Origin of the sequence: Clostridium sp. CM027 (assembly GCF_024730565.1) — a bacterium.
GTDB lineage: Bacteria > Bacillota > Clostridia > Clostridiales > Clostridiaceae > Clostridium_AD > Clostridium_AD estertheticum_B.
In genome coordinates this window covers 1,222,938-1,246,000 of the sequence record NZ_CP077725.1, presented here as the reverse complement: position 1 = coordinate 1,246,000, position 23,063 = coordinate 1,222,938, and the positions used below count along the sequence as shown (strand labels likewise).

Sequence of the window (23,063 nt, the reverse complement as noted above, 5' to 3'; positions counted from 1 at the left end):
ATGCTATAGCTTCGCAGAAGATAATTTAACGGGGGGTATTTATAATGACAGAAGTATTAAAGATAGAAAATCTAAGAAAAGTTTACGGATCAAAATTTGGTGGTGTAAAATATACAGCACTTGATGATATAAATTTGAAAGTAGAAAATGGTGAATTTGTAGCAATAATGGGACCATCTGGTTCAGGAAAAACAACCTTTTTAAATGCAATATCAACTATTGATAAACCAACCTCAGGAAGTGTAATAATTCATGGTGATGACATAACCAAACTAAAGGAGCCCAATTTGTCTAAATTTAGAAGAGAAAAACTTGGATTTATATTCCAAGACTTTAATTTGCTTGATACTATGACTCTAAAGGAAAATATTGTACTGCCTTTAGCTCTTGCAAAAACTCCTTATAAGATTATAAAGACAAAGTTACAAGACATAAGTATTAAGCTTGGCATTAGGGACATATTAAGCAAATATCCTTATGAGGTATCAGGAGGACAAAAGCAAAGAGCAGCGGCCGCAAGAGCAATGATTACTGAGCCTTCTATGGTGCTCGCTGATGAACCTACAGGTGCTTTAGATTCCAAATCTTCCAAAGAATTGCTCGGATGCCTTGAGAATTTAAATGAAAAAAATAAAGCTACAATTCTTATGGTTACTCATGATGCCTTTGCAGCATCTTATTGCACGCGAATTGTATTTATTAAAGATGGTAAACTATTTAATGAAATTTATAAAGGGGATAAATCAAGGAAGGATTTCTATCAAAATATATTAAAGATTCTTTCAGTCATAGGAGGTGGTACAGATGACCTTAATTAGCATGGCTGTAAACAATATAAGGAAAAACTTTAAAAATTACTGGACATTTTTTCTAAGTTCTACCTTCAGTGTTTTTGCATTATATCTTTTTATGTCTATTGTAAATAATGCAGATGTAAAAGTCCAACTAGGAGAGATGAAAAGCTGTATGAGTATATTTATCATTGCTGCCTACATGATTGCAGCTTTCTCAGCGTTTTTTATATGGTATTCTAATTCTTTCCTTATAAAATCAAGGAAAAAAGAGTTTGCAACTTATATGTTACTAGGCATGTCCAAAAAGCAGGTAGTAACATTAAACATTATAGAAAATTTAATAACTATATTTGGTGCCTTTTGCAGCGGAATTTGTTTAGGACTAATTTTCAATAAATTTTTTATAATGCTATTATATGTAATGATAAGAGTTACAGGTGATGTGCCTTTTCAGATTAGTTTAGAAGCTTTAAAATTTTGCTCTATAGTATTTGGAGCTATGTTTATAATAATTAGTATTCACGGTTCTAAGCTTATATACAGGGATAACCTTATAGATCTTTTCAATTCATCAAAAAAAGCTGAAAAAGGTTTAAAAGTATCCTTTTTAACCCTAATAATTAGCATCCTTTCTTTAGTTTTCTTAGGCTATGGATATTATATGGCTATTAGAAAGGTTGCTGCTGATATTCGCCTAGCTCCCTTGATAATATTGTTAGTTGTTATCGGAACTATATTATTTTTTACAAGCTTTACTTCTTTAATTATTTATATTAGTAAAAAGAATGAAAAAAGTCTCTTTAAAGGAACAAAACTTATATATATTTCACAACTTTACTATAGATATAAAGGTAATGTAGGTACCCTAAGTGTAATAGCAGTTACAACTACTGTAGCTCTTTGTGCCATGATTTTCTGCTTTGGACTTCTTAATCAAGTTGAAGAAAATTCAAGAAATATGAGACCATTTTCTATAGAATATGAAAATGGTACTAATAATACAGATAAAATCTTTGAGGATACTATTAAAAATCACAAAAAGGTTTCAGTTGTATATAAGGATAATATGGAGTTTCTTAAGGTAAAAACTAAAGATTACCTGCTTGGCAGTCATGAATTTTTAGTTTTAAACGAAAGTAAATTTAATGAAATTAATAGTCATGAAAAATCGGACATAAAAATAAATTTGAAAAATGATAGGGATTGCTATTTCTTTCAAATAGCCATGGCTGTTACTAATAAAAGCGTGATTGGTAAAGAGGTTAAATTAATGGGGGGAGGTAGTGACTATAATCTAAAGATAACTGATACTGATATGAAATACTTTATGGCACTTGATGACTCTAAACCAACGTTTGTTGTTAAGGACAGTGTCTACTCTCAAATTAAAAATACAATTTCTAAAGAGAATACCTATAAAGTAACGGGATATATACTTAATAATGATTTCTTTTCAGAAAATTTTATTAAAGACCTTAAAAGCAAAATACCTTCTGAAAATAAGCTTTTAACCTTCTATGAACATTTTACAGATGGCATAACGTTAGCGGGTATGATGGCCTTCAGTGGATTATTCATTGGATTAGTATTTCTTACAGCTACAGGCAGCATTATATATTTTAAAATGTCCATGGAAGCTGAGGAGGATAAAAACAAATTCATAATTCTTAAAAATATAGGGGCTAGTAAAGCTGAAATAACAAAAGCTATCTCAAAGGAACTAATGATTTTATTTGGAGTACCCTTCGTTATGGCAACGATAAATTCTTTTGCTGCATCAATTCCAATTGGAAAAATGGTTACAATTAATATTACTAAAGAGTTTATTATTATAATTTTGGTTTATGCAGTGCTTTATAGTATATACTATTTAATAACTTTAAAATCCTATATTAAAATTATAAGTAGATAACATTAAGATAGAAGGGTAAATTATCTTCAGCGAAGCTATATTGACGACTTCAGAAGAAGAGTTAGACTCCTACTGAAGTTATCTCTTTATGATTAAATAATCATTTCATATAATAAATGGTATCCTGAGCCAAATCCTTATTATATGAAATGATTTTTCTTTTATTTATAAAAGAAATTATACAAGCATTACTGATTATTTAAACAATCCCATTCTTGTTAGAAAGGGGTTTATTAACAGTAGTATAATTAATAATAATGCCATTTTACCGAAAACACTTCTTAAAATTTTATTTAATTTAGGATAATTTGTTTTACTGCTATAATTTCCTACTGTAAGAAAAGCTAATGTAATAATGCTATCTGTAATTTTAAAATATAATGTATTTGTTATTCCAATTTGTTTCATAAAAAAGGAGCCTAAATAAACATCTCCTATGGTTAATGCAATGGTAAGTCATTTAAAAATAATAATCCAATACCAACAAAAGGGTTAGGAGATTTTTTATTTTATACAATACTACTTTCAGGCATATATAAAGTAAGTAATGATTCTAATTTTGTATTTTATGGGGCATGTTTAATATTTCTAGGATGTGCAATAAATTGGATTATAGTTTGTTTTATATATAATAAGAAATGGTATAAGGGGTTCCCAGCAACATTTATCCCTCTTATGTCACTATTACCATTATTTTTGAAGCTTGTAAATTGAATGTTTAGTTCATAAATATTGTTAACATAGCTTTATAATAATCAATAAAAAGTGCCTGTTTCATTGCCAACTTTTGAAATGGACATATTATATATATAATATGCCCCATATCAATAGTTAATTATAAAGTCTTCCTAATGCGTCTGCTCCAAGTATAGCTGCATATACATCATCTGCAGTAACCGCAAATGGCATATTATGAATAGTTTCTCCCACTGCGCAGGAAGTTTCAGCGACCCTTCTTATATCTTCTTCTTTTATTTCTTTGATTCCCATTTCTTCTAAAGTAACAGGCAATCCTAAATCAATACAAATGCCTATAACATCATCGAGTTCTTCTTGTGGGCTATTTTCTAAAACTAATTGAGCTAGTAATCCAAAGGCTACTTTTTCTCCATGATATAAGTGATGACATTCCTCAAGAACTGTGAAACCATTATGAATTGCATGAGCAGCTGCTAGCCCACCACTCTCAAAGCCTATACCACTTAAGTATGTGTTAGCCTCTATTATATTTTCAACTGCTGGAGTACAAACTCCTATTTCTACCGCTACTTTGGCTTTAATACTATCTTCTAATAAAGTATTATAACAAAGCTCTGCTAAGGCATAAGCAGCTTTGGTAATTTTACCGCCACTCATATTTGATGCATTAGATTGCTTGCAAGCTCTTGCTTCAAAATATGTCGCTAATGCATCTCCTATGCCTGCTACTAATAATCGAGCTGGGGCCTTAGCTACTATTCCTGTATCAACTAAAACTACATTTGGACTATTTGGTAAAAATAAATATTTGCTGAAACTGCCTTCTTCTGTATATATAACGGAGAGTGAACTGCAAGGAGCATCTGTTGAAGCAATAGTTGGTACTATTACCACGGGTAAATTTTCATAGTAAGCTACAGCCTTAGCAGTATCAAATATTTTACCTCCGCCTATTCCTATAACGACATCGCAGTTATTAGTTTTTACGTCTTCTCTTAATCTATCTATTTCGCTGTTGCAACATTCTCCATTAAATTTTTGAAATGTAAGTTTAACGTCTGTCCCTTTAAAGCTTTTATCTATAATTGGTTGGTTTCTCTTGATGCCATTAGAACTTGCAATTATATAAAATGATTTTCCTAAGTTTTTTGTATGTTCGTTTAAGTTTCTTAATTCTCCATTTCCTTGAATATATTTTCCAGGTGATATTATTGTCTTTAGCATTTTTCCAACTCCTATTGTTTAGTGGCATTATTGTTCATATATATTTTAACATCAAAATGCGGGCCTTTCTATGAAGTTGGTTAAAAAATTAACATAATGATGTAAAGAATTAGTATAAACTACCGATTTTTTAATGCAATATAGTATTGTTCATAAATTATTATCATATTTGTCATGTTACTGTCACATAATAGGACTAGTATTAATGAATAGGATCCCCCTATAAAATAGATATTTACAAATAACACCGGATAGATACCGGTGTTATTTTTTTGCATTAAATTTCAGGTTTATTGCTATAAAAATCAATGTAATTGCTGATTGTAATAAATAGCTAAAAATCTTATAATGATGAAAGGCGATTAGAAAATGAGTGGGCATTTTTAGTTTGTTTAATAATGAAAATAAAGTAGAATCTCAGTAAAATAGATAAGTGCAACCAGTAGTTGACAATAAGAAAGCTGGAGTTGGTAGCTTTTTTATAACTATTTTCGTAGGATGGATATGGAGGTGTTAATAGTGAATTTTTCAGAAAGACTACGAAAATCAAGAAAAGAGAAAGGATTTTCTCAGGAAGAGTTAGCTGATAGAATAGGAATATCGAGACAGGCTGTTTCAAAATGGGAGTCAGGTCAATCAAATCCTGATACTAATAATTTAATAATGCTAAGTGAATTATATGGAATAAGTTTAGACGTTTTACTAAAAGGAGATCAGGAAAAAGTAGAAGAGATAACAAAAGTCATTAATAGAAGTTTCCATTATGAATATAAAAGCAAGAGAAAAATTTTTGGAATTCCATTAGTTCATATTAATATTGGACTAGGAATTTATGAAGCAAAAGGAATTATTGCAATAGGAAATATTTCAAGGGGATTAATATCATTAGGAATACTTTCGCTAGGCGTGTTAAGTTTTGGGGTTGTAGCGATAGGGCTGATAAGTATAGCAAGTATAGCTATAGGTATTTTAGTCGCTCTAGGGGGAATTGCCATTGGCACTATTGCCATAGGGGGAGTAGCAATGGGAGTAATTACCCTTGGAGGGTTATCCATTGGAATGTATTCAGTAGGTGGTTGTTCAATTGCGTCAGAAATAGCAATAGGTAATTATGCAATGGGACATATAGCAATAGGAAGTAGTGCCAATGGGGTGAGAACTATTATTGATACATCATCTAATGGTAATTTTGCCAATATTACAGCTGCGCAGATAGAAAATTTAATCAAAGAAGAGTATCCAAAATTATGGGATCCTATTGTACATTTTATGACAATGTTTTTATAGGGAGGATACTCAGGAAGAAAATTTGTCTAACATAATGATAAGTAGATCTTTTCAACAATATTAATTAGCCTGTATTTGCAATATATATGTGAATACAGGTTAATTTTTTGAGTATCTGGAAACAAATAATTACTTCAATTATTATTTACAACGTAACAATGTTATGTTACACTAAATGTATAATAAAAAAACAATATTGTTAAATAACCTCAAAGCATAAAAGGAGTGGCAATATGGATAAAGAGTTAATAACGAAAAAAGAGTTGCTAGAAGTCACGAATGTTTCCTATGGGCAGTTGTATAGATGGAAAAGGAAAAATCTTATACCAGAAGAATGGTTTATAAAAAAATCTAGCTATACTGGTCAAGAAACCTATTTCCCAAGGGAGGAAATATTAGATAGAATAGAAAAAATTATTAATATGAAAGGGGATGCATCATTAGATGACCTGGCACAAATGTTTTCACCACAGTTAGCGGATGTGTTTTTAAATGAGAGCGAGTTATTAAAAAAGAAGATTGTTACGAAGCAGACATTAACAATGTATAAAAACATCTATGGAGAAATAAAAACATTTTCTTTTAAAAAAATCTTATATATTTCACTATTAGAAAAGAGCTTAGTATCTGGTAATGTATCTTTAGAAGAAAGTAAACTTATAATAGAGACTTTAGAAGGAAATTATAAGTCGTTAGAAGGTAAAAATTGCGAGATGATTTTTTTAAGAAAATTTGGGATGGCGCTATGTTTTTTAATAACTGTTCCTAATGAGGTTTATATAGAAAAAGATGCAAAAATAGTATTAAGGCTTAATATTTCACAGTGCATCGAGGATCTTAAAATTAAAATTTAACGACATTTAAGCTCCGCAGGAGATGATTTAATATAGAAAAATATGGGAGGTTTAATATGGAAAAGATGAATAATAATGATATAAAAATAAACGGCTCAGGAAGTTCAGGTGGTGGAAAATATAATAGTGTAATTATAAGTGGGTCAGGAAAAATTAACGGTGATTTAGAGTGCATAGACTTTAAAACTAGTGGTTCATCAAAAGTTGCAGGTAATTTAAAAGCAGAAAGTATAAAAATCAGCGGGTCTGCAAAAATTGAAGGTGATGTAGAAGTAGGAGATATAAAGATAAGTGGATCCTCTCATATCGTAGGAAATGTAAAAAGCAAAAGCATAAAAATAAGTGGATCAACTCATATAGAAGGAAGCCTATACGGAGAAGAAGTTAGTGTAGCGGGCTCAGTGAATATAGGGAAAAATTGTGAAACGGAATGTTTTAAGGCTAGTGGTGGTTTTAAAATACAAGGATCATTAAATGCAGGACAAGTAAATGTTAAACTAGGTGGGAAATGCATTGTAAAAGAAATTGGTGGCGAGCATATTGAAATAAAAATTAATTTTTTTGATAATTCTTTGGTTAGAAAAGTAATTGATAAAATGTTTAATTCAAGAAGTGAGTTAACCACAGAGCTAATAGAAGGGGATGATATATATATCCAAAACACCAATGTAAAAATAGTAAGAGGAGATAATATTACGGTAGGTGAAGGTTGTAATATAGGGCTTTTAGAATATAAGGGAGAGATTAATATTTCCGATGCGTCCATAGTCAAAGAGGTAAAGAAGCTATAAATGTAATTAAAGTAAAACTTAATTATCTATTGAAGGTGTTTAAAAGTATGTATTTATTGTATAATCATAGGATATTATCATAAAGTATAAAAGGAGAAATTATGAGTTTAGCTTTTCTAAATATGATTATATATATCATCAGAAATATATTATTAATTAAACAAAATATTTTTTGGTCGAGATTTCTTATAGTGAGGCTTTAAAATCTATTCCCAAAATAGTTATTATAAACCATAGATTAGAAAAATTATTAGTTGAACAATCTATTATTAGTAAGAAACAGTAGTAGGGTTAATCAATAGACGAGGATTAGAAAATTAGTTTTGAAAAAATTTAGAAGATTGGTAGGCGAGTGTTATGAAAAGAGTATTTGCACCGGGATGTGCATTAATGATTTATAAACCAGAGTTAGGGAGAAAAGTACTGGATTTTTTAAATAGTGAGTTAGGAGATATAGATGAATATTTAATTTGTTGTAATCATAAACCTAATTTGGAAAATGGAACACAAATAATAAATGTCTGTGCTGGTTGTGATAGACGGTATAGGGAACTTTATGAAGAAGTAACGACAATTTCACTTTGGGAGATATTAGCTGAGGTAAAAACATTCCCATTCCCAGATTATAAAGGAATGGAAATGACTATACTTGATCCATGTCCTACTCGAGATCAGGAAAGAGTGCATAATGCAGTAAGAGTGCTATTGAAAAAAATGAATATCAATTTGGTAGAACCAGAAAAGACGAGAACAATTGGTACTTGTTGTGGAGATAGCTTTTATGGTGTTCTTTCTGTGGAGCAGGTTAAGGAGCAAATGAAAAAACGTGCTCACGAGATGCCTGCTAGCGATGTTGTTGTTTATTGTGTTTCTTGTTCTAAATCAATGTATATAGGTGGTAAGAAACCGAGGTACTTAGTAGACCTTTTATTTGGAGAGGATACAATACCGGGGACATTTGAACCAGATGATTGGCACGGGCAACTTAATAATTTTATAAATGAACATTAAAAATTTTTTAGTTTCAACAGGTACTATTTTTAAAGTATACTCACGAGGGCAATTATATGCCTTCTTTTTTTATCTCCAATAAGTCCCAAAACAAGCCAAATGGAATATCTGCACGTTTTCTGAATTCGCTTTTATCAAAATTTTATTATACTAAACATATAAGTCATTTAAGCTTGATTGAAGTTAGTTTATTTGACAAAGTCATATTTGTAAATTTGTTAATGCTAATTAACGAATTCAATAATACCAAGTATTATTAGCAATATACCTGAAAATAAGGGTGCGTATTTGCCCAAAATTTCACCTAATACATGATTACCTACGGCCTCACCAAATATAATTGTAAGAATACTTAATATAAATGTAGATATGACTGTAAGTTGAATATTAACTCCGGTTATACTTGCAGCTACTCCGGTTCCTAAATTGTTAAAGGTTAATCCGAATGCTACAATGAGAGCTTCTTTCATATTTATATCGCCAGAGTTATCTAAATCTGATTCTTCAGCATAATCAATCATTTCACTAATGTTTTTCAAGGCAAGTGCCTTTGAATTAGTCTTATTTAAAAGATTTACTATACTTTGGATTATAAAATATACTCCCAATATAATAATAACTATAGCACCTAAACCATTAGCTATTGAGTGAGGTAAAAATTTTGATATATATGCTCCAACTAACATAGATAAAAGTGTTCCTACGGATGTTACAATGGCTATTATAAGATTTGCAATTATACCTATTTTTACTTTCTTTATTCCGTAAGCTATTCCTACAACAGCGTTATCTAGGTTAGAGGATAAGCTAAATGATAATGCTGATATAATTAATGACATATAGGTTCTCCCTTTTCATTATTTACATTTTAATATATGGGTTATAACCTTATAAGGTGAAGAATTATCTTCAATGGAAAAAGTGTATAACATCAAAAAGGGATATCTGATGAGAAAAACTAATGAGAGTAGTATTAATATATAAAAAAATTAGGATACTATTTATAGTATCCTCAGGTTGTTTACAAACCCAGTATAATTTTTTTATTATACTGGGCTTTTTACATGCAATTATGCGATAGCATTTTGAGTTATGGATAAATGTAAAATAACAACTATCTTCTTAGTTAGAAAATCAAAAAACAGTAAAGATAGCAGGCTAGCTATCTTTTTCATATTCTGCACTGCTGCTGTAAGCAGACACTGCTCTTGCACATTTTCTAATCCACGCATATGGCAATAGCGAAGCCCATGCAGTTGTTTTGAATCTGCGAAGCTTCGCTCTATAGTTTCTTTTCTTCTTCTATATATATTTCTGCCTTTATCTGTTCTGGTGAACTTTACAACATCTTCTTTATACGTTTCCCAAACATGTCTTCTAATAGTTTTAAACTTGCTTTTTGCAGAAAAGCATTGAGCTCTATTTGGACATATCTCGCAATATTTTGCATTACCAACATATTCTTTATATCCTTCTCTTGTTGTCGTTTTATAATGTAAAGCCCTTAAGTCAGGGCATACGTAAATGTCCTGTTCTTTAACATATTGGAATTTATTTTTTGTGTACATTCCTTTTGTATGTGGAGACCTACGGTATCCCATTACAGATTTTAATTCCCTCTCATATAGTTCTTTACATATAAGATTTGTAGCATAACCAGCATCTGCACCAACATATTTTGTATTAAAATTAAACTTTTTTATTTGCACATCTAATCTATCGATATAAGGATCAACATCATTTATGTTTCCAGGAGTAACATACACATCAGTAATTATATTATGTCTGCTATCGACAGTTCTGTGATCTAAATATGAGAAGCCTTCCGGCTTGCCATCTCTCATCATATATCCACTGTCGGGGTCGGTTGTGCTAACTTTAGTTTCTTTTATTTTGGTAACAGGTTCTTTTTCCTTTAAAGGTTTTTTACCATGGTTTATTCTATCTTCTTCCACTGCTTTATTAAGTTCAGCTACATATTCTTTCGGCGTTTTTTCAACTTCAATTTTCACAAGCTTTCGCTTATTAGCATTTGCTTTTAGGTGTGTAGAATCTGTGTAAAGTATTTTACCGGTTACCATCTTAAGATTTATAGCCTTAAATACTACTTCGTCAAATATTTTTTGAAACACATCTGTACCTTTAAACCGTCTACGTCTATTTTGGCTAATTGTTGAATGATCTGGAATAGGATCAGTAAGACTTAGTCCTAGAAACCATCTATAAGCCACATTTACTTCAATGTCCTTTACAAGTTGTCGTTCAGATTTTATTCCAAATAAGTACCCAATAAACAGCATTTTAAAAAGTATAATAGGATATGAAGATAGGTAAGACTCTGATATTACTACCTCGGTCTTTTCCCCCTTCCCACACTGTACGGGCGACTTTCATCGCATACAGCGTTCCAACGTCTGACAAACTGAAAACTCAAATATATTTATAACCACTTTTGAAATCAAGTTTTTTTTTTTTTTTTTTTTTTTTTTTTTTTTTTTTTTTTTTTTTTTTTTTTTTTTTTTTTTTTTTTTTTTTTTTTTTTTTTTTTTTTTATAGCAAACTTATCAATTCTTCGACCCTTTTATGATACTTCTTTCCAACCACATCATATAATTTTGCTCTATTATTACTATGTAGTATGATATGTTGCTCCTTACTTAGTATGCATAGATTATTATAATCGTCTTTACCACCCTTATTACAAGGCACTATATGATGGCAATGATAATCTTCTACTGGAACTACTTCCCCAGAGATATGACTCAATCCATGTAACGAACTATATTTACTAATTCTAAATTGACTAAATCTACTTGCCTGACGAGATAATTTAGCACTCTCTACAAGGTACTTAATATCATTAAGAGATACACCAGGCTTATGGTTTTTCTTTTCACCATAATCGTACGGATTGATTCTACATATTTTACCTTTTATTGCACTCACTAATTTATATTCCCAATTAGCCCATTCTATATGAACAATTGGTATATCATACAACATGTAGTATCCTGTTTTACCCCAACTTTTATATGTACCCTTTCTAAAATTATTCTTGATTTTTTGTTCTGTTATAAACTTAATTCGACCTTCCATTGTATTATAAAACCTTTTGTAAATTCGCCATCCTAACTTTCCAAAACATTTATTAAACTCATTCATACCTTTATAGTAATTATGTAATCCTATAATATATACATTCCAAGCCATGATGTTCTCATAACTAGGTATTTTTTTAATATCATTAAGTCTTTTACAACATTCTTCTACTATTAAATTCCCCTTATCCTTTGGTAAGCTGTTAATTACCATTAGCTCCTTACCATTTCTTATTCTACTACGTTTTTGATAAAGCTTAAAATTATAGCCCAGATATTTCATCTTTTCTTTCTTTAAATCATAAATTTTAGTTTTATCTTCATTAATAATAAGTTTCATATTTTTTGTAAGATATTTCGTTACACTATATTTAAACTTTTCAGCATCACTCTTACTCTTACATAAAACTAAAATGTCATCAGCGTACCTTACATGGATACCAATTTTCAAATTAGTTCTTCTCATATTTGAACGTCTATTGTCTATATTATGAAACTTATTAACACTTTTATCATGCCAATCATCACCCTGATCTCGCAACCATACATCAAAACGATGAAGGTACACATTTGATAATAATGGTCCTATAATACTACCTTGTGCAGAACCCTTCGGGTCATAGATTTTGCACCCTGCTTCTAGGTAACCTTTCTTAATAAAACGATAAATATAGTTTAATATTACTTGGTCATGTATTCCCATATGCCATAGTTCCCTATACATAATATTAGGGTCTATAGTTCCAAAATAATCCTTCATGTCTACAGATAAGACATATGGCATAACATTAGTTTGGTTTTTAACTTTTGCTATTGCATTATGTGTTGATACTTGCTCCCTAAATCCAAAGGAACTAGGAACAAACTTAGTTTCACAGTACGGGTCTAATACTAGCTGAATACACTTCTCAACAAGCTTATCCCAGATTGTGCATATGCCAATAGGTCGTTTCTTACCATCACCTTTAGGAATATAAATACGTTTAACATAATCCATCTTTTTATTAAGTAAACGGTCTTTTACTATCATACCTAACTCAATAAAATTCGTTTTTGCTATGGTATCATAATTAGAACCATCTGGTCCTTTTGTCATTCTTCCTTTACCCTTGCTAAGTTGACGTACTGCTAGCATAACATTCTCTTCGGAATAAACTAAAGGACTTAAATTACGCAAATCTATATTTCCATTTTTAAAATCTTCAAATCTCTGTTTCATATCTATGAAGTAAATATTATTTATACTCGTTAGTCTGACTCTCCTCATTTCTGTACGAATAGTCTCTTTCATCTAATTTGGCGAATTAGAAATTTACAAATTATTTTATATACATCACACGTCTAAGGCTCTTTCCTCTCCTATATTTCTTAATATAGGATACTAACGGTACTACAGCCTCGCTGTTAACCCATTCATAATCTTTATTGATTTACCCTTTCGGTGCAATCAGTCCCCAATTATTATTACACGGAGTGTAATTAGGTCAATCACCTTTCCCAATATTTTCGCTTTATATATCATACTTAGGTCTCCTCTATATTCCGTTCTTTTCAGTTCTTACCTGGATACGTCTCACACGCATTCTCCAACCACCATAAGGTCGTCCCCCTTCTGCACGCGTAGACATACATTGAGGTAAAAAAATTTTTACACCCTCCCATCTGAACTAGGGATAGGGATTATCTGTTACGAAATTTAAATACAAGGAAATTATAACCATATATGACTGGACCCGAAGTGTAGCATTACTGCCAGTGTCTCCGTCTTCACCTATGCTTCGCAACGTTACATTACTGCAAGGCTGGCAGGAGTATTAGTCAGACTCAGTATCCATAAGATATTAGGCTCTCATGCTGGTCTCGAAAATATTAGTTACCTACAATAATAATTGTAGGTCTACAGCAGTGTTCACTCTACTACGAGGATATTATGCTGTAATTAAGGTCGCACCTACGCCAGGTCTTCCATTATCTAAGCAGTAATATTTTTTAGTCAGTTCTCTTATAAAAGAGAAATCCATGTATTTATCTATATTTCTCAGAATATGGTCTTTAGGAACTAAATCTTCTAAATACACCATTTCTAGTTTTTGTTGTGTGAAGTTCTTTTCATTAATCATAATAATGCCCTCCGAATTATAAAGTTTGTATACTATATATATTCGACATTGATGTCCTAAAATCCTTTTTGAATATAAAAAAAACACTCCAATTTTAAATTAGAGTGTTTTACATTTTATGTTTGTCAACGGTCTGAGGATACTATTTATAGTATCCTAATCAATGAGTTTTTGTGTTATCTACTACGTAATGCGTCTATCGGATCCATTTTTGAAGCTTTTAAAGATGGATAAAAGCCTGAAATCATACTTAAAACTACGCAGAATAGTAAAATTAAACCAGCATCTGCAAGTGGCAATTTAGCTACTTCCATATAAGGAGCATTTGCAGAGATATTCTTTAAGAAACCATAAACTGCTGAATTGATGAGTTTAGATGCACCTAAAGTAAATAGTAATCCTATGCCTGCTGATAAGACGCCAATAATAAATGATTCTGCAACGAAAATATTCAAGATATCTTTTTTTCGTGCACCCACGGCGCGGAGAATACCTATTTCCTTAATTCTTTCAAGTACAGAAATATAAACAACTATTGATATCATTAGAGCTGCTACAAGAATTGATATTCCGGAAAATCCCATAAGTGCATAACGCACTTGTTTCATTGCTCCATCAACTTGCGAAGATATAGTTTTACCGGTTAATTCAAATTTGTATTTATCTTGTGAATCATTTAATTTTTGGAGGCTTGCATCTAAGTCTTTAGTATTACTAGAATATAAAACTAAGGAAGGGCTTTCCAAAGTTATTTTATCTATTTTAAACTCTATTTCATAAAAATTAATTGCCCAATCACTCGTTGCGTAATAGGTATCAATTAAAGTTGTAGTATTGGCAATTCCGGCGATCTTCCAAGCTTTCACAATGGGTACTTCAGGAATACCACTTTGCTCACTATGTGGATTAGAACCTTGTTTTAAATAGCGAACGTACATATTTTTACCAATTAAGTCCTTGAGATCACCACCATTTTTTTCTAAATCCTTCGCGGTGGAAAGTGAGATAACAATTTCATTTGTGGAACCTGCTTCTGGAAGGCTGCCATATTGAATGTCATTTTTAACATCTTCTAGCACCCCTGGAGCCATCATCATAACCAATTTTTCTCTAGTGGATTGGTCGGACAGTTTAGTCATCAATTTTTCATCTTTAATTATGCTTTGATCTAAAGAATAAAATTGTGCAACAGGAATTCCTTTGCCTCCAATTTGAAAGTAATAGGCATATATATTTTTATCTAAGGACATAACTGAGTTTATATCACTATATTTTAGAGGCTTAATATTTTTTAGAGACTTATCAGTATTTTCTTTTAACCCTACAGTTATTGCATTTGTTGGAAATATGCCTTTAACTTGAGTATCAACTGCATTAGTTGTACCTGAAGTAATAGCTATAGCTAAGGCAATTCCACAAATACCTATAGAAGTACCAATGGCTGTTGCTAGGGTTCTACCTTTTTTAAGCCATGCGTTACGAAGTGATATTTTTAAGGATGATAAAAAGGACATTTTTGATTTTGTTTCTATTTTATCTATAATAGGCGCAGCGGTTGACACCGAGGCCATATTTTCTTCAATAGAAATTAACTTACCATCTTCCATTTTAACAATTAAATCTGCATAAGCCTTAGCAAGGTCCGGTGCATGGGTAACCATGAGTACTAGCTTATCTTTTGAAATTTCTTTTAATAATTCCATAACTTGCTCACCTGTTTTAACATCTAAGGCGCCAGTTGGTTCATCGGCTAAAATTATTTCTGGATCATTAGCAAGAGCACGGGCAATAGCAACACGTTGGCGCTGTCCACCTGACAGAAGGTTTACTTTCTTCTTCATTTGATTTGATAGTCCAACTTGCTCTAAGAGGCTACATGCTTTTTTCGTTTTATTTTGCTTAGATATTCCTGATAAATCTAAAGCGAGTTCCACATTTTGGATTGATGTTAGTGAATTAAGCAAGTTAAACTGTTGAAAAATAAAACCCACTGTATTTTTTCTATAAGTGTCTAAATCTTTTTCTCCGGCCTCTTTTAAAGATTTTCCGTTAACAATAACATCACCTTCAAAATCCTTATCCAAAGCTCCTATTAAGTTCATCATTGTTGTTTTTCCGCAACCAGAAGGTCCAACAATTGCCACGAGTTTTCCATTAGGTAAATCAAAAGAAACATCATCTAATGCTATAACCTGGTGCTTACCGATTTTATATGTTTTTCTTAAATTTTTAATTTGTAACATTTACTATTCCTCCTATTCATCACGCAATGCGTCGATAACTTGAATTTTAGTTGCTCTTTTAGATGGAAAGTGTCCCGCTAAAACTGCGACTAATATACTGATAACAATTAGTCCGGCAATAGTTACAAAGGGAATTTTAATATCTGTAAATGGGATACCGGTTAATGGGATATTTACGATATTATCTGCATTAATATTTAATACATTATTGATTATTCTATTTGCAATTGGTTGTATTATAAAAGCTACTAGAACTCCAGTGACCCCTGCAAAAAGACCAATTAAGGCAGACTCAGCTTGGAAAATACGAGCAATATCTTTATTTCTTGCTCCCACAGCTTTTAAAATACCTATTTCCTTTTTACGCTCAAGTACACTTGAGAAAATTACAATCCCTATTAAAATTGTTGAAACTACGAGTGCTAGTGATATAAATACAATCATAACCGCCTCGGCCAAATTAATTAAAGTTTTGATAGCAGTTTTAACCATAACAATTTGTGAGGTTGCGGAAAAGCCTTTTGTTTCCGTCATTTTATTTCCGCCAATACCGCCATTTTCCTTAGCATTAATGTAATTTAATACAGCTTCATTGTTATGAACGTCTTTTATAACCACTTCTGCATTTACTATGCGGTTTTCTTTTCCTATAAAATAGCCATCATTTTTTAGCCATGTATTAACTGCATCATAAGAATAATATGCAGAGGCTGAGCTTAAGGCTATTTCATCCACAACACCGACAACTTTAAAATCCTGTGTATATTTTTTACCTAGAATTTCATCTCCTGTGATTGGATTTGTGGTTTTCTCCTGAATTATTACCTTGAGTTTCTTACCAATGGCTTTTGTATAATCATCTTTATCTGGGTTCATGCCATACATTTCAATTACATTTTTAGCCATATCCTTATTTACTAATAATTCATTCTTATTGTCCTTTGGTACACTACCTTTTAGTGCATGCTCAATGTTTGTAAGATAATTTTCACCAGCTAAGGAGTTAAAGGGAATATCCTTTAATTCTTTATTATTTGCTTCAAAAGAAGTAATATCTTTAACATTTAGGTCTTCTCTAACATTTAATACGTCGGGATTTTTCTTAATGCTGTCATAGACATTTATATTCTTTGGGTAATCAGTTTTTTCAATCGCCGCATCTTTAAACTTCATAGATGCTTGTATTATGTTAGCACTAGCAAAAGAATTTGTTTGAATATCTATGTAATTAGTTGCCCCATTGCTAAGCCCGATAACTAATAAAATACCTGCTATTCCAATTGAACCAGCAATAGTGGTTACGACTATTCGTCCCATTTTCTCTTTAATATTTCTAAGGGATAGTTTTATGGCATTTCCAAAAGACATGCTACCATCTTTCTTTTTTAGCTCTGATTTTAAACTATTTTTTTCAGATTCATTAATTTTCTCGTCTTTTTGAATTTTACCATCTAGAATAGCTACAACGCGGGTAGAGTATTCATATGCCAGTTCTCGGTTGTGAGTAACCATAATAATTAACTTATCACGAGCAACATCTTTAATAAGCTGCATAATTTGAATCCCTGTTTTTTTATCAAGGGCTCCTGTTGGCTCATCTGCTAGTATTATGTCTGGATCATTTGCAAGGGCTCTTGCTATAGCTACACGTTGTTTTTGGCCTCCAGATAATTCACCTGGCTTATGATCCATATGTTTTTCCAGGCCTACCTGTTTAAGTAAGCTTTCTGCACGCTTTATACGATCCTTTTTTGATAGACCGATTAAATTCATAACAATTTCAACATTTTCAAGTGCTGATAAATGTTCAATTAAATTAAAGGATTGAAAAATAAAGCCTATATTGTTTTTACGATATAAATCCCAATTCTTTTTTTTGTATTTTTTAGTTGATTTTCCCTCAATAATTAAATCACCTGAAGTTGGCCTATCGAGGCCAGCGATTATATTTAAAAGTGTGGATTTTCCACAGCCTGACGGTCCGAGAATTGAAACCAATTCCCCTTTTTCAAAATTAAGATTTACAGAGCTAAGAGCGTTGAAACTCTTCTTTTTTTCAATAGTATATTCCTTTGAAAGATTGTTTAATGATAAAAGCATAAATAACTCCTTTCGAATCCATTAGTGTATTTCCAGTTTTGAGCTTATACATTTATAATAGCAATTGAATCTTAAATAAGCCCTGTGTTAATCTTAAATCTACCTTAAATCATCCCCTGGGTCGCTGCATTAACAACTTCTGACGGAGCTTTTGATTACCACTTATAGATGTGGAAGACTTCCTTCTGAAATGTCGTTAAATAACAAAGGAACTCCCTCAAGATAGAAACAAATTCTAAAGTGAGATAGTTCCTTTAGTTATTCTAATTTGATGATAAATTTACAGCCTTTTCCTATAGCAGTTTCAAGGCTTATTCGTCCATTATGTTTCTCGATTATAGTCTTAGTAATTGCAAGTCCGAGGCCCGTACCTCCAGTTTGAGAGTTCCTTGCGCTATCCACTCTTTTAAAGGGCTCAAATATTTCCGCGGATAGGTCCAGAGGAATTCCAATTCCATTATCCAGAATTTCTAGTACTACTTTGTTAAAAGAATTCTTTAATAAAATTTTTATTTCTGTACCTCGCTTATTATATTTTAAAGCGTTATTAAGAATGTTAATGAGGGCTCTATCCATTTGTTTCACATCAATAAGAACAACTTTTTTATCGAATGGTATCTCAAAAGAATATTTAAAACCAGCCTCTTCGATTTGAGGTATTAATGAGGCTATAAGCTCTCTTAAATATTCACAAATATCTACGCTTTTAAGATTAAGCTTAAAATCTGAGCTCCCCATTTTAGATAATTCAAATAAATCTCCTATTAAACTATTGGCTCTTGAACTATTATTTATAATAATGCCCAAAAACTTTTCTCTGTCACAGTCCGATATATCCTTGTTATTCATTAGTAAATCAGAGTATCCCATTATATTAGAGAGGGGAGTTTTTAAATCATGAGATATATCTAGTATTAGCTTTCTCCTATTATCTTGAGATTTTTCTTTTAGATTTTTCTCGCTTTCAATTTTTTCTGCCATTATGTTGAAAGCATCTTTAAGCTCCCCAAATTCGTTTGTCGATCTCAAATCAACCCTGGCAGAATAATCACCGCCTGCAATTGTTGTAACTCCACTTAATAATTTTTTTAAAGGTTTTACAAAATTATTAGAGGTTAACCGTGAGTAAATAATAAGCCCAAGGATAAAAGAAGTAATATTAATTAAACCACCTAAAATTAGAATAAATATAAAATTATCTATGGCTCTAGGAATTCCATTTTTATCGAAAAAAATGCCATTAACGAATTGAGTTTTAATAGGAATAACTATTTTTAACCAAAAATCACCGTTGTTATTATAGCGTACATTATAATAATATTCTTCTTGATGCTTGCCGCTATTAATTAAGAATTCACTAAACTCACTCTTAGTATATTGTTCTATATTCTTCGGATTTATTCCCCTTGAAAAAACAACCTTATAATTTTTGTCAATTACCTGAACCCCACCTTTATATTTTAAAACCTGAGAAAAATCTATATTCTCATAGTCATCTCTCATAATTTGAGAAGCTGATAGTTCTGGTATTTCATCATGTTTTATTAATCCCTTAAAGCTTACTGAAATGATTAAGGACACTATAATGAAGATTATTGTAGAAAAAATAAATAGTAATAAATAATTTAACAAAAGCATGTTTGCAACTTTCTTTTTTTTCATACTTTATTCCTTAGCCCTAAGTTGTTTTCCAGCTTATAACCAATTCCTCTTATAGTTTTTAAATACTGAGGATACTTTGGGTTATCTTCAATCTTGTCTCTTAAATGGCTAATATGCACCATGATTGTATTATCATCGCCATCGCAAAAGTAAGCATCTTCCCATACCACTTCATAAAGTTGCTTTTTTGTATATACTCTTCCTACGTTTTCCATAAAAATTTGAAGTAATTTTAGCTCCTTTGCATTACATTCTAATTGTTTATTATCTTTATATACACTGTAACTATTTTTATCAAAAGTTAAATCTCCTATTTGAATAATTAACTTATCGGGTATTTTTAGCGCCATTTTGTACTTGTAGGATCTTCTTAGTTGCGCATGGACCCTTGCGATTAGTTCAATGGGATTAAAGGGTTTGACCATATAGTCATCAGCACCTAGTCCCAGTCCTAATATTTTATCTGAATCTTCACCTCTTGCAGTTAAAAAAATTACAGGGATTTCACTTGTTTCTCTTATCTTTCTCAGTAAATTGAAACCATCAAGCCCTGGCATCATTACGTCAAGAATAGCTAAATTGATTTCGTTATTCTTAAATATCTCCAAAGCTTTTAACCCGTTTTCTGCATCATATACCGTAAAGGCTTCTTTTATAAGATGTAATTCCAATAGTTGCCTTAAATCCTGATTATCCTCTGCTATTAAAATATTTAAGATGTCCACCTCCATGTCTAAAATTTACTCTTTAACGACAGTTCAGAAGGAAAGTCACCCACTTCTATAAGCGAGAGTACCTACTATAAGTAGGAGTTACTTACCCTAACAATAGAAAACTTCAGTGGGGGTATAAATCTCCTTCTGAAGTCGTTAATATTGCAGCACCGCAGGTGATGATTTAATTATGCCCTAGGGTGTAGAAATTATCAATTAATATTATTAAAATTAATTGTCTCAATCAGAAAGTCGTTGTGCAAACAGTTTTAAATTATTAGTATAACAGTTTTAAATAACAATATATATGATAAAATAATAGGTATATATAATTTAGAAAGTTAAGGGGGAAGTATAAATGGCTGATCAAAGACTTAACAAACTTGCAAAGCTACTTGTGAATTATTCTACTAAGGTTAAACCAGGTGATTTTGTATTTGTATCTTGTGATGAGGTTGCAAGACCTTGGATGGTAGAGGTAGTAAAGGAAGCTGTGAAGGCAGGTGCTCATGTGGAAACTGTATTAACTTCACAGGAGGTATCAGAAATAAAACTTAAATATAGCAGTGAAGAACAGCTTCTTCAAGAAAATCTGATTTTTAAAACTATGCTTGAAAAAGCAGATGTGTGGATTTCCGCTTGGGGAAGTAGAAATACAAAGACAAATTCAAGAATTGATGCAAATAAATTTAAAATGTATTCCCAAGGGGAAGCGAGTTGGAGAAAAATATATTCTGAGAAGATGGGCAATGGGTCGTTAAGATGGTGTGGCACACAATTTCCTACTTATGCAGATGCTCAGGAAGCTTCAATGAGCTTTAGCGATTACGAGGACTTTGTTTATGGTGCAGGATTACTTGATGCGAAAGATCCAGTAGCAGAATGGAAAAGGATAAGTTCTGAGCAAGAAAGATGGGTTAGATACCTTGATACAAAAAAAGGATTACAGTTTATTTCTGAGGGAACAGATATCAAAGTAAATATATCGGGAAGAAAATGGATAAACTGCGATGGAAAAGAAAATTTTCCAGACGGAGAGATATTTACTTCACCTGTTGAGGACGGAGTGGATGGAGTAATTACCTTTAGCTTTCCAGGAATATATATGGGTAAAGAAATTGAAGGGATAGTTCTAGAGGTTGAAAAAGGAAAGGTGGTTAAAGGATCAGCCACGAAAGGAGAGGACCTACTTAAGGCACTTCTTGAAACGGATGAAGGAGCACATAGCTTTGGTGAGGTAGCTATAGGAACCAACTATGGCATTGTGGATTTTACAAGAAATATGCTTTTTGATGAAAAAATTGGTGGAACGGTGCATATGGCTATTGGCGATTCAATGCCAGAAGCTGGTGGACTAAATAGATCTACTATTCACTGGGATATGCTTTGTAATATGAGAAATAGTGGGGAAATTTATGCGGACGGTGAATTATTCTATGAAAATGGAAAGTTTATTGAAGGCATATTAGAAAAGTATAAATTATAATATAAAAGATAGGATTTCCTATCTTTTTTTATCCTGAAAATTGTAAAAATTATTTACTTTTTTCGATTTAATTGCTCTGCAATAATTATTGATAAATACTTACCAGTATTTTTTGCTTCCGAAGTAGTATTAGTATAGGAGCCTAGTTCAATTAATACTGCATTACCACTTCTATTCTGGTTATAAAAACCAATTCCGCGATTAACAACAGTAATTTCTAGCCCTCTTAAAAGATTAGGATACAATTTATTTGATATTCCTATCATGGAATCTATCAATTTTTTCTGTTGAGCATATTTGGGGTCTTGCTGTGCGATTACAAACATAAATTGGGCAACATTTCCCCCGTCTATTTTCGTCGTTACTGTATTCTTATCGTTTACACTATCTCTATGTAAATCAATAATTAAATCAAAATTTTCATATACTTTTAAATACTTATCTAGAGTAACACCAGATTTCTTGTAGGCTTTAGGATAATATGGCTTATCATTTACCGTTTTATCATGTATAACGGCGATTCCATATTTTTTTTCTAAGTTCTCCTTTATTACATCCCCTACAGCACATACATTTCTTGTTTGATCTGTACTACTGTTAGTTTTAGAGGTATCATTATCCGAGGTCCGATAAGCTTCTGAGGTATGAGTATGATATATTAGGACTCGAGGCTTTTTTCTATTTAAGGGTTGTTTCAAGTCTGGACCAGGGAGATTTGAAACAACATTTGGGTCTTCAGACTTATTTACCTGATTTTCAATTAATTTAAAGGGTATAACTGTTTTTATATTTTCGCCTTCATTGTTAGTGCTATTTTCATTTTTAATTTCATTATTAACATCCTGTTTTCCAGTGTTTGGGGAATTAATTGAAGCTAATGTAAGGTTAACAACCTTAATATAAAAGTGATTTTGAAATTTTCGTTCATTGCTTGCATTAACACTTTTAGTTAAAATTAAGCCTAATAAAATAATAATGAGAAACGTGGAAATACTTAAAAACATTCTTCCACTATCATCTTTTTTAACAACTTTACGCCTCATCTTGATCCCCCCACTACATTTTTATC

16 protein-coding genes and 2 pseudogenes are annotated in these 23,063 nt (G+C 31.5%); 7 read left to right on the top strand and 11 right to left on the bottom strand.

The window, feature by feature from the left end; all coding sequences use genetic code 11:
- The first annotated feature begins 44 nt into the window (after nt 1-44).
- Together KTC92_RS05935 and KTC92_RS05930 are read left to right on the top strand one after the other, a co-directional pair.
- Nucleotides 45-818: an ABC transporter ATP-binding protein gene (locus KTC92_RS05935; protein ID WP_216302981.1), complete on the top strand. Its 774-nt coding sequence runs from the start codon at nt 45-47 to the stop codon at nt 816-818.
- On the top strand, nt 805-2,706 hold the full coding sequence (locus tag KTC92_RS05930) for an FtsX-like permease family protein (RefSeq protein WP_220287538.1): 1,902 nt from the start codon (nt 805-807) through the stop codon (nt 2,704-2,706). Before KTC92_RS05935 ends, KTC92_RS05930 begins: the two co-directional genes overlap by 14 nt.
- 195 nt (nt 2,707-2,901) lie before the next feature.
- On the opposite strand, the gene KTC92_RS05925 is transcribed toward KTC92_RS05930, so the two are convergent.
- Together KTC92_RS05925 and KTC92_RS05920 are read right to left on the bottom strand one after the other, a co-directional pair.
- Nucleotides 2,902-3,114, bottom strand: coding sequence for a hypothetical protein (locus tag KTC92_RS05925; RefSeq protein WP_220287540.1), 213 nt, complete (start codon nt 3,112-3,114; stop codon nt 2,902-2,904).
- Nucleotides 3,115-3,537: 423 nt separating this feature from the next.
- Nucleotides 3,538-4,629 carry a glycerol dehydrogenase gene (locus KTC92_RS05920; RefSeq protein WP_220287543.1) on the bottom strand — a complete coding sequence of 364 codons (1,092 nt, stop codon included), beginning with the start codon at nt 4,627-4,629 and terminating at the stop codon, nt 3,538-3,540.
- A gap of 519 nt (nt 4,630-5,148) precedes the next feature.
- Between KTC92_RS05920 and KTC92_RS05915 the strand changes: the two genes are divergently transcribed.
- The 4 genes from KTC92_RS05915 (at nt 5,149) to KTC92_RS05900 (ending at nt 8,572) form a co-directional block, all read left to right on the top strand.
- Nucleotides 5,149-5,916: a helix-turn-helix domain-containing protein gene (locus KTC92_RS05915; protein WP_220287545.1), complete on the top strand. Its 768-nt coding sequence runs from the start codon at nt 5,149-5,151 to the stop codon at nt 5,914-5,916.
- Between the two features lie 233 nt (nt 5,917-6,149).
- A complete protein-coding gene (locus KTC92_RS05910) occupies nt 6,150-6,770 on the top strand; it encodes a YhbD family protein (RefSeq protein WP_220287547.1) in 621 nt (206 codons plus the stop codon).
- 56 nt (nt 6,771-6,826) lie between these two features.
- The gene (locus tag KTC92_RS05905) at nt 6,827-7,561 is read left to right on the top strand and encodes a polymer-forming cytoskeletal protein (protein WP_220287549.1); all 735 of its coding nucleotides are present in this window, start codon (nt 6,827-6,829) and stop codon (nt 7,559-7,561) included.
- A 357-nt stretch (nt 7,562-7,918) separates the two neighbouring features.
- On the top strand, nt 7,919-8,572 hold the full coding sequence (locus tag KTC92_RS05900; protein WP_220287551.1) for a (Fe-S)-binding protein: 654 nt from the start codon (nt 7,919-7,921) through the stop codon (nt 8,570-8,572).
- A 224-nt stretch (nt 8,573-8,796) separates the two neighbouring features.
- Here the strand turns inward: KTC92_RS05900 and KTC92_RS05895 are convergent, their stop codons facing one another.
- From KTC92_RS05895 to KTC92_RS05860, 8 genes and pseudogenes are all read right to left on the bottom strand, one after another.
- The gene (locus KTC92_RS05895; protein ID WP_220287553.1) at nt 8,797-9,411 is read right to left on the bottom strand and encodes a manganese efflux pump; all 615 of its coding nucleotides are present in this window, start codon (nt 9,409-9,411) and stop codon (nt 8,797-8,799) included.
- Nucleotides 9,412-9,642: 231 nt separating this feature from the next.
- Nucleotides 9,643-10,890: pseudogene (locus KTC92_RS05890) on the bottom strand (IS1182 family transposase); the annotation flags it as partial.
- A 232-nt stretch (nt 10,891-11,122) separates the two neighbouring features.
- Nucleotides 11,123-12,889 carry a reverse transcriptase domain-containing protein gene (locus KTC92_RS05885; RefSeq protein ID WP_220287873.1) on the bottom strand — a complete coding sequence of 589 codons (1,767 nt, stop codon included), beginning with the start codon at nt 12,887-12,889 and terminating at the stop codon, nt 11,123-11,125.
- 718 nt (nt 12,890-13,607) lie between these two features.
- A pseudogene (locus KTC92_RS05880) lies at nt 13,608-13,790 on the bottom strand (IS5/IS1182 family transposase); the annotation flags it as partial.
- Nucleotides 13,791-13,966: 176 nt separating this feature from the next.
- On the bottom strand, nt 13,967-16,033 hold the full coding sequence (locus tag KTC92_RS05875; protein WP_220286965.1) for an ATP-binding cassette domain-containing protein: 2,067 nt from the start codon (nt 16,031-16,033) through the stop codon (nt 13,967-13,969).
- Between the two features lie 12 nt (nt 16,034-16,045).
- Nucleotides 16,046-18,133: an ATP-binding cassette domain-containing protein gene (locus tag KTC92_RS05870; RefSeq protein WP_220286964.1), complete on the bottom strand. Its 2,088-nt coding sequence runs from the start codon at nt 18,131-18,133 to the stop codon at nt 16,046-16,048.
- Between the two features lie 258 nt (nt 18,134-18,391).
- Nucleotides 18,392-19,795, bottom strand: coding sequence for a cell wall metabolism sensor histidine kinase WalK (locus KTC92_RS05865; RefSeq protein WP_216302998.1), 1,404 nt, complete (start codon nt 19,793-19,795; stop codon nt 18,392-18,394).
- A complete protein-coding gene (locus KTC92_RS05860) occupies nt 19,792-20,526 on the bottom strand; it encodes a response regulator transcription factor (protein ID WP_220286963.1) in 735 nt (244 codons plus the stop codon). The genes KTC92_RS05865 and KTC92_RS05860 overlap by 4 nt, the downstream gene beginning before the upstream one ends.
- A 340-nt stretch (nt 20,527-20,866) precedes the next feature.
- Between KTC92_RS05860 and KTC92_RS05855 the strand changes: the two genes are divergently transcribed.
- A complete protein-coding gene (locus KTC92_RS05855) occupies nt 20,867-21,994 on the top strand; it encodes an aminopeptidase (RefSeq protein ID WP_220286962.1) in 1,128 nt (375 codons plus the stop codon).
- A gap of 53 nt (nt 21,995-22,047) precedes the next feature.
- Here KTC92_RS05855 and KTC92_RS05850 read toward each other — a convergent pair whose 3' ends face one another.
- Complete coding sequence (locus KTC92_RS05850) at nt 22,048-23,037, bottom strand: stage II sporulation protein P (protein WP_220286961.1); 990 nt, start codon at nt 23,035-23,037, stop codon at nt 22,048-22,050.
- Nucleotides 23,038-23,063 lie beyond the last annotated feature (26 nt).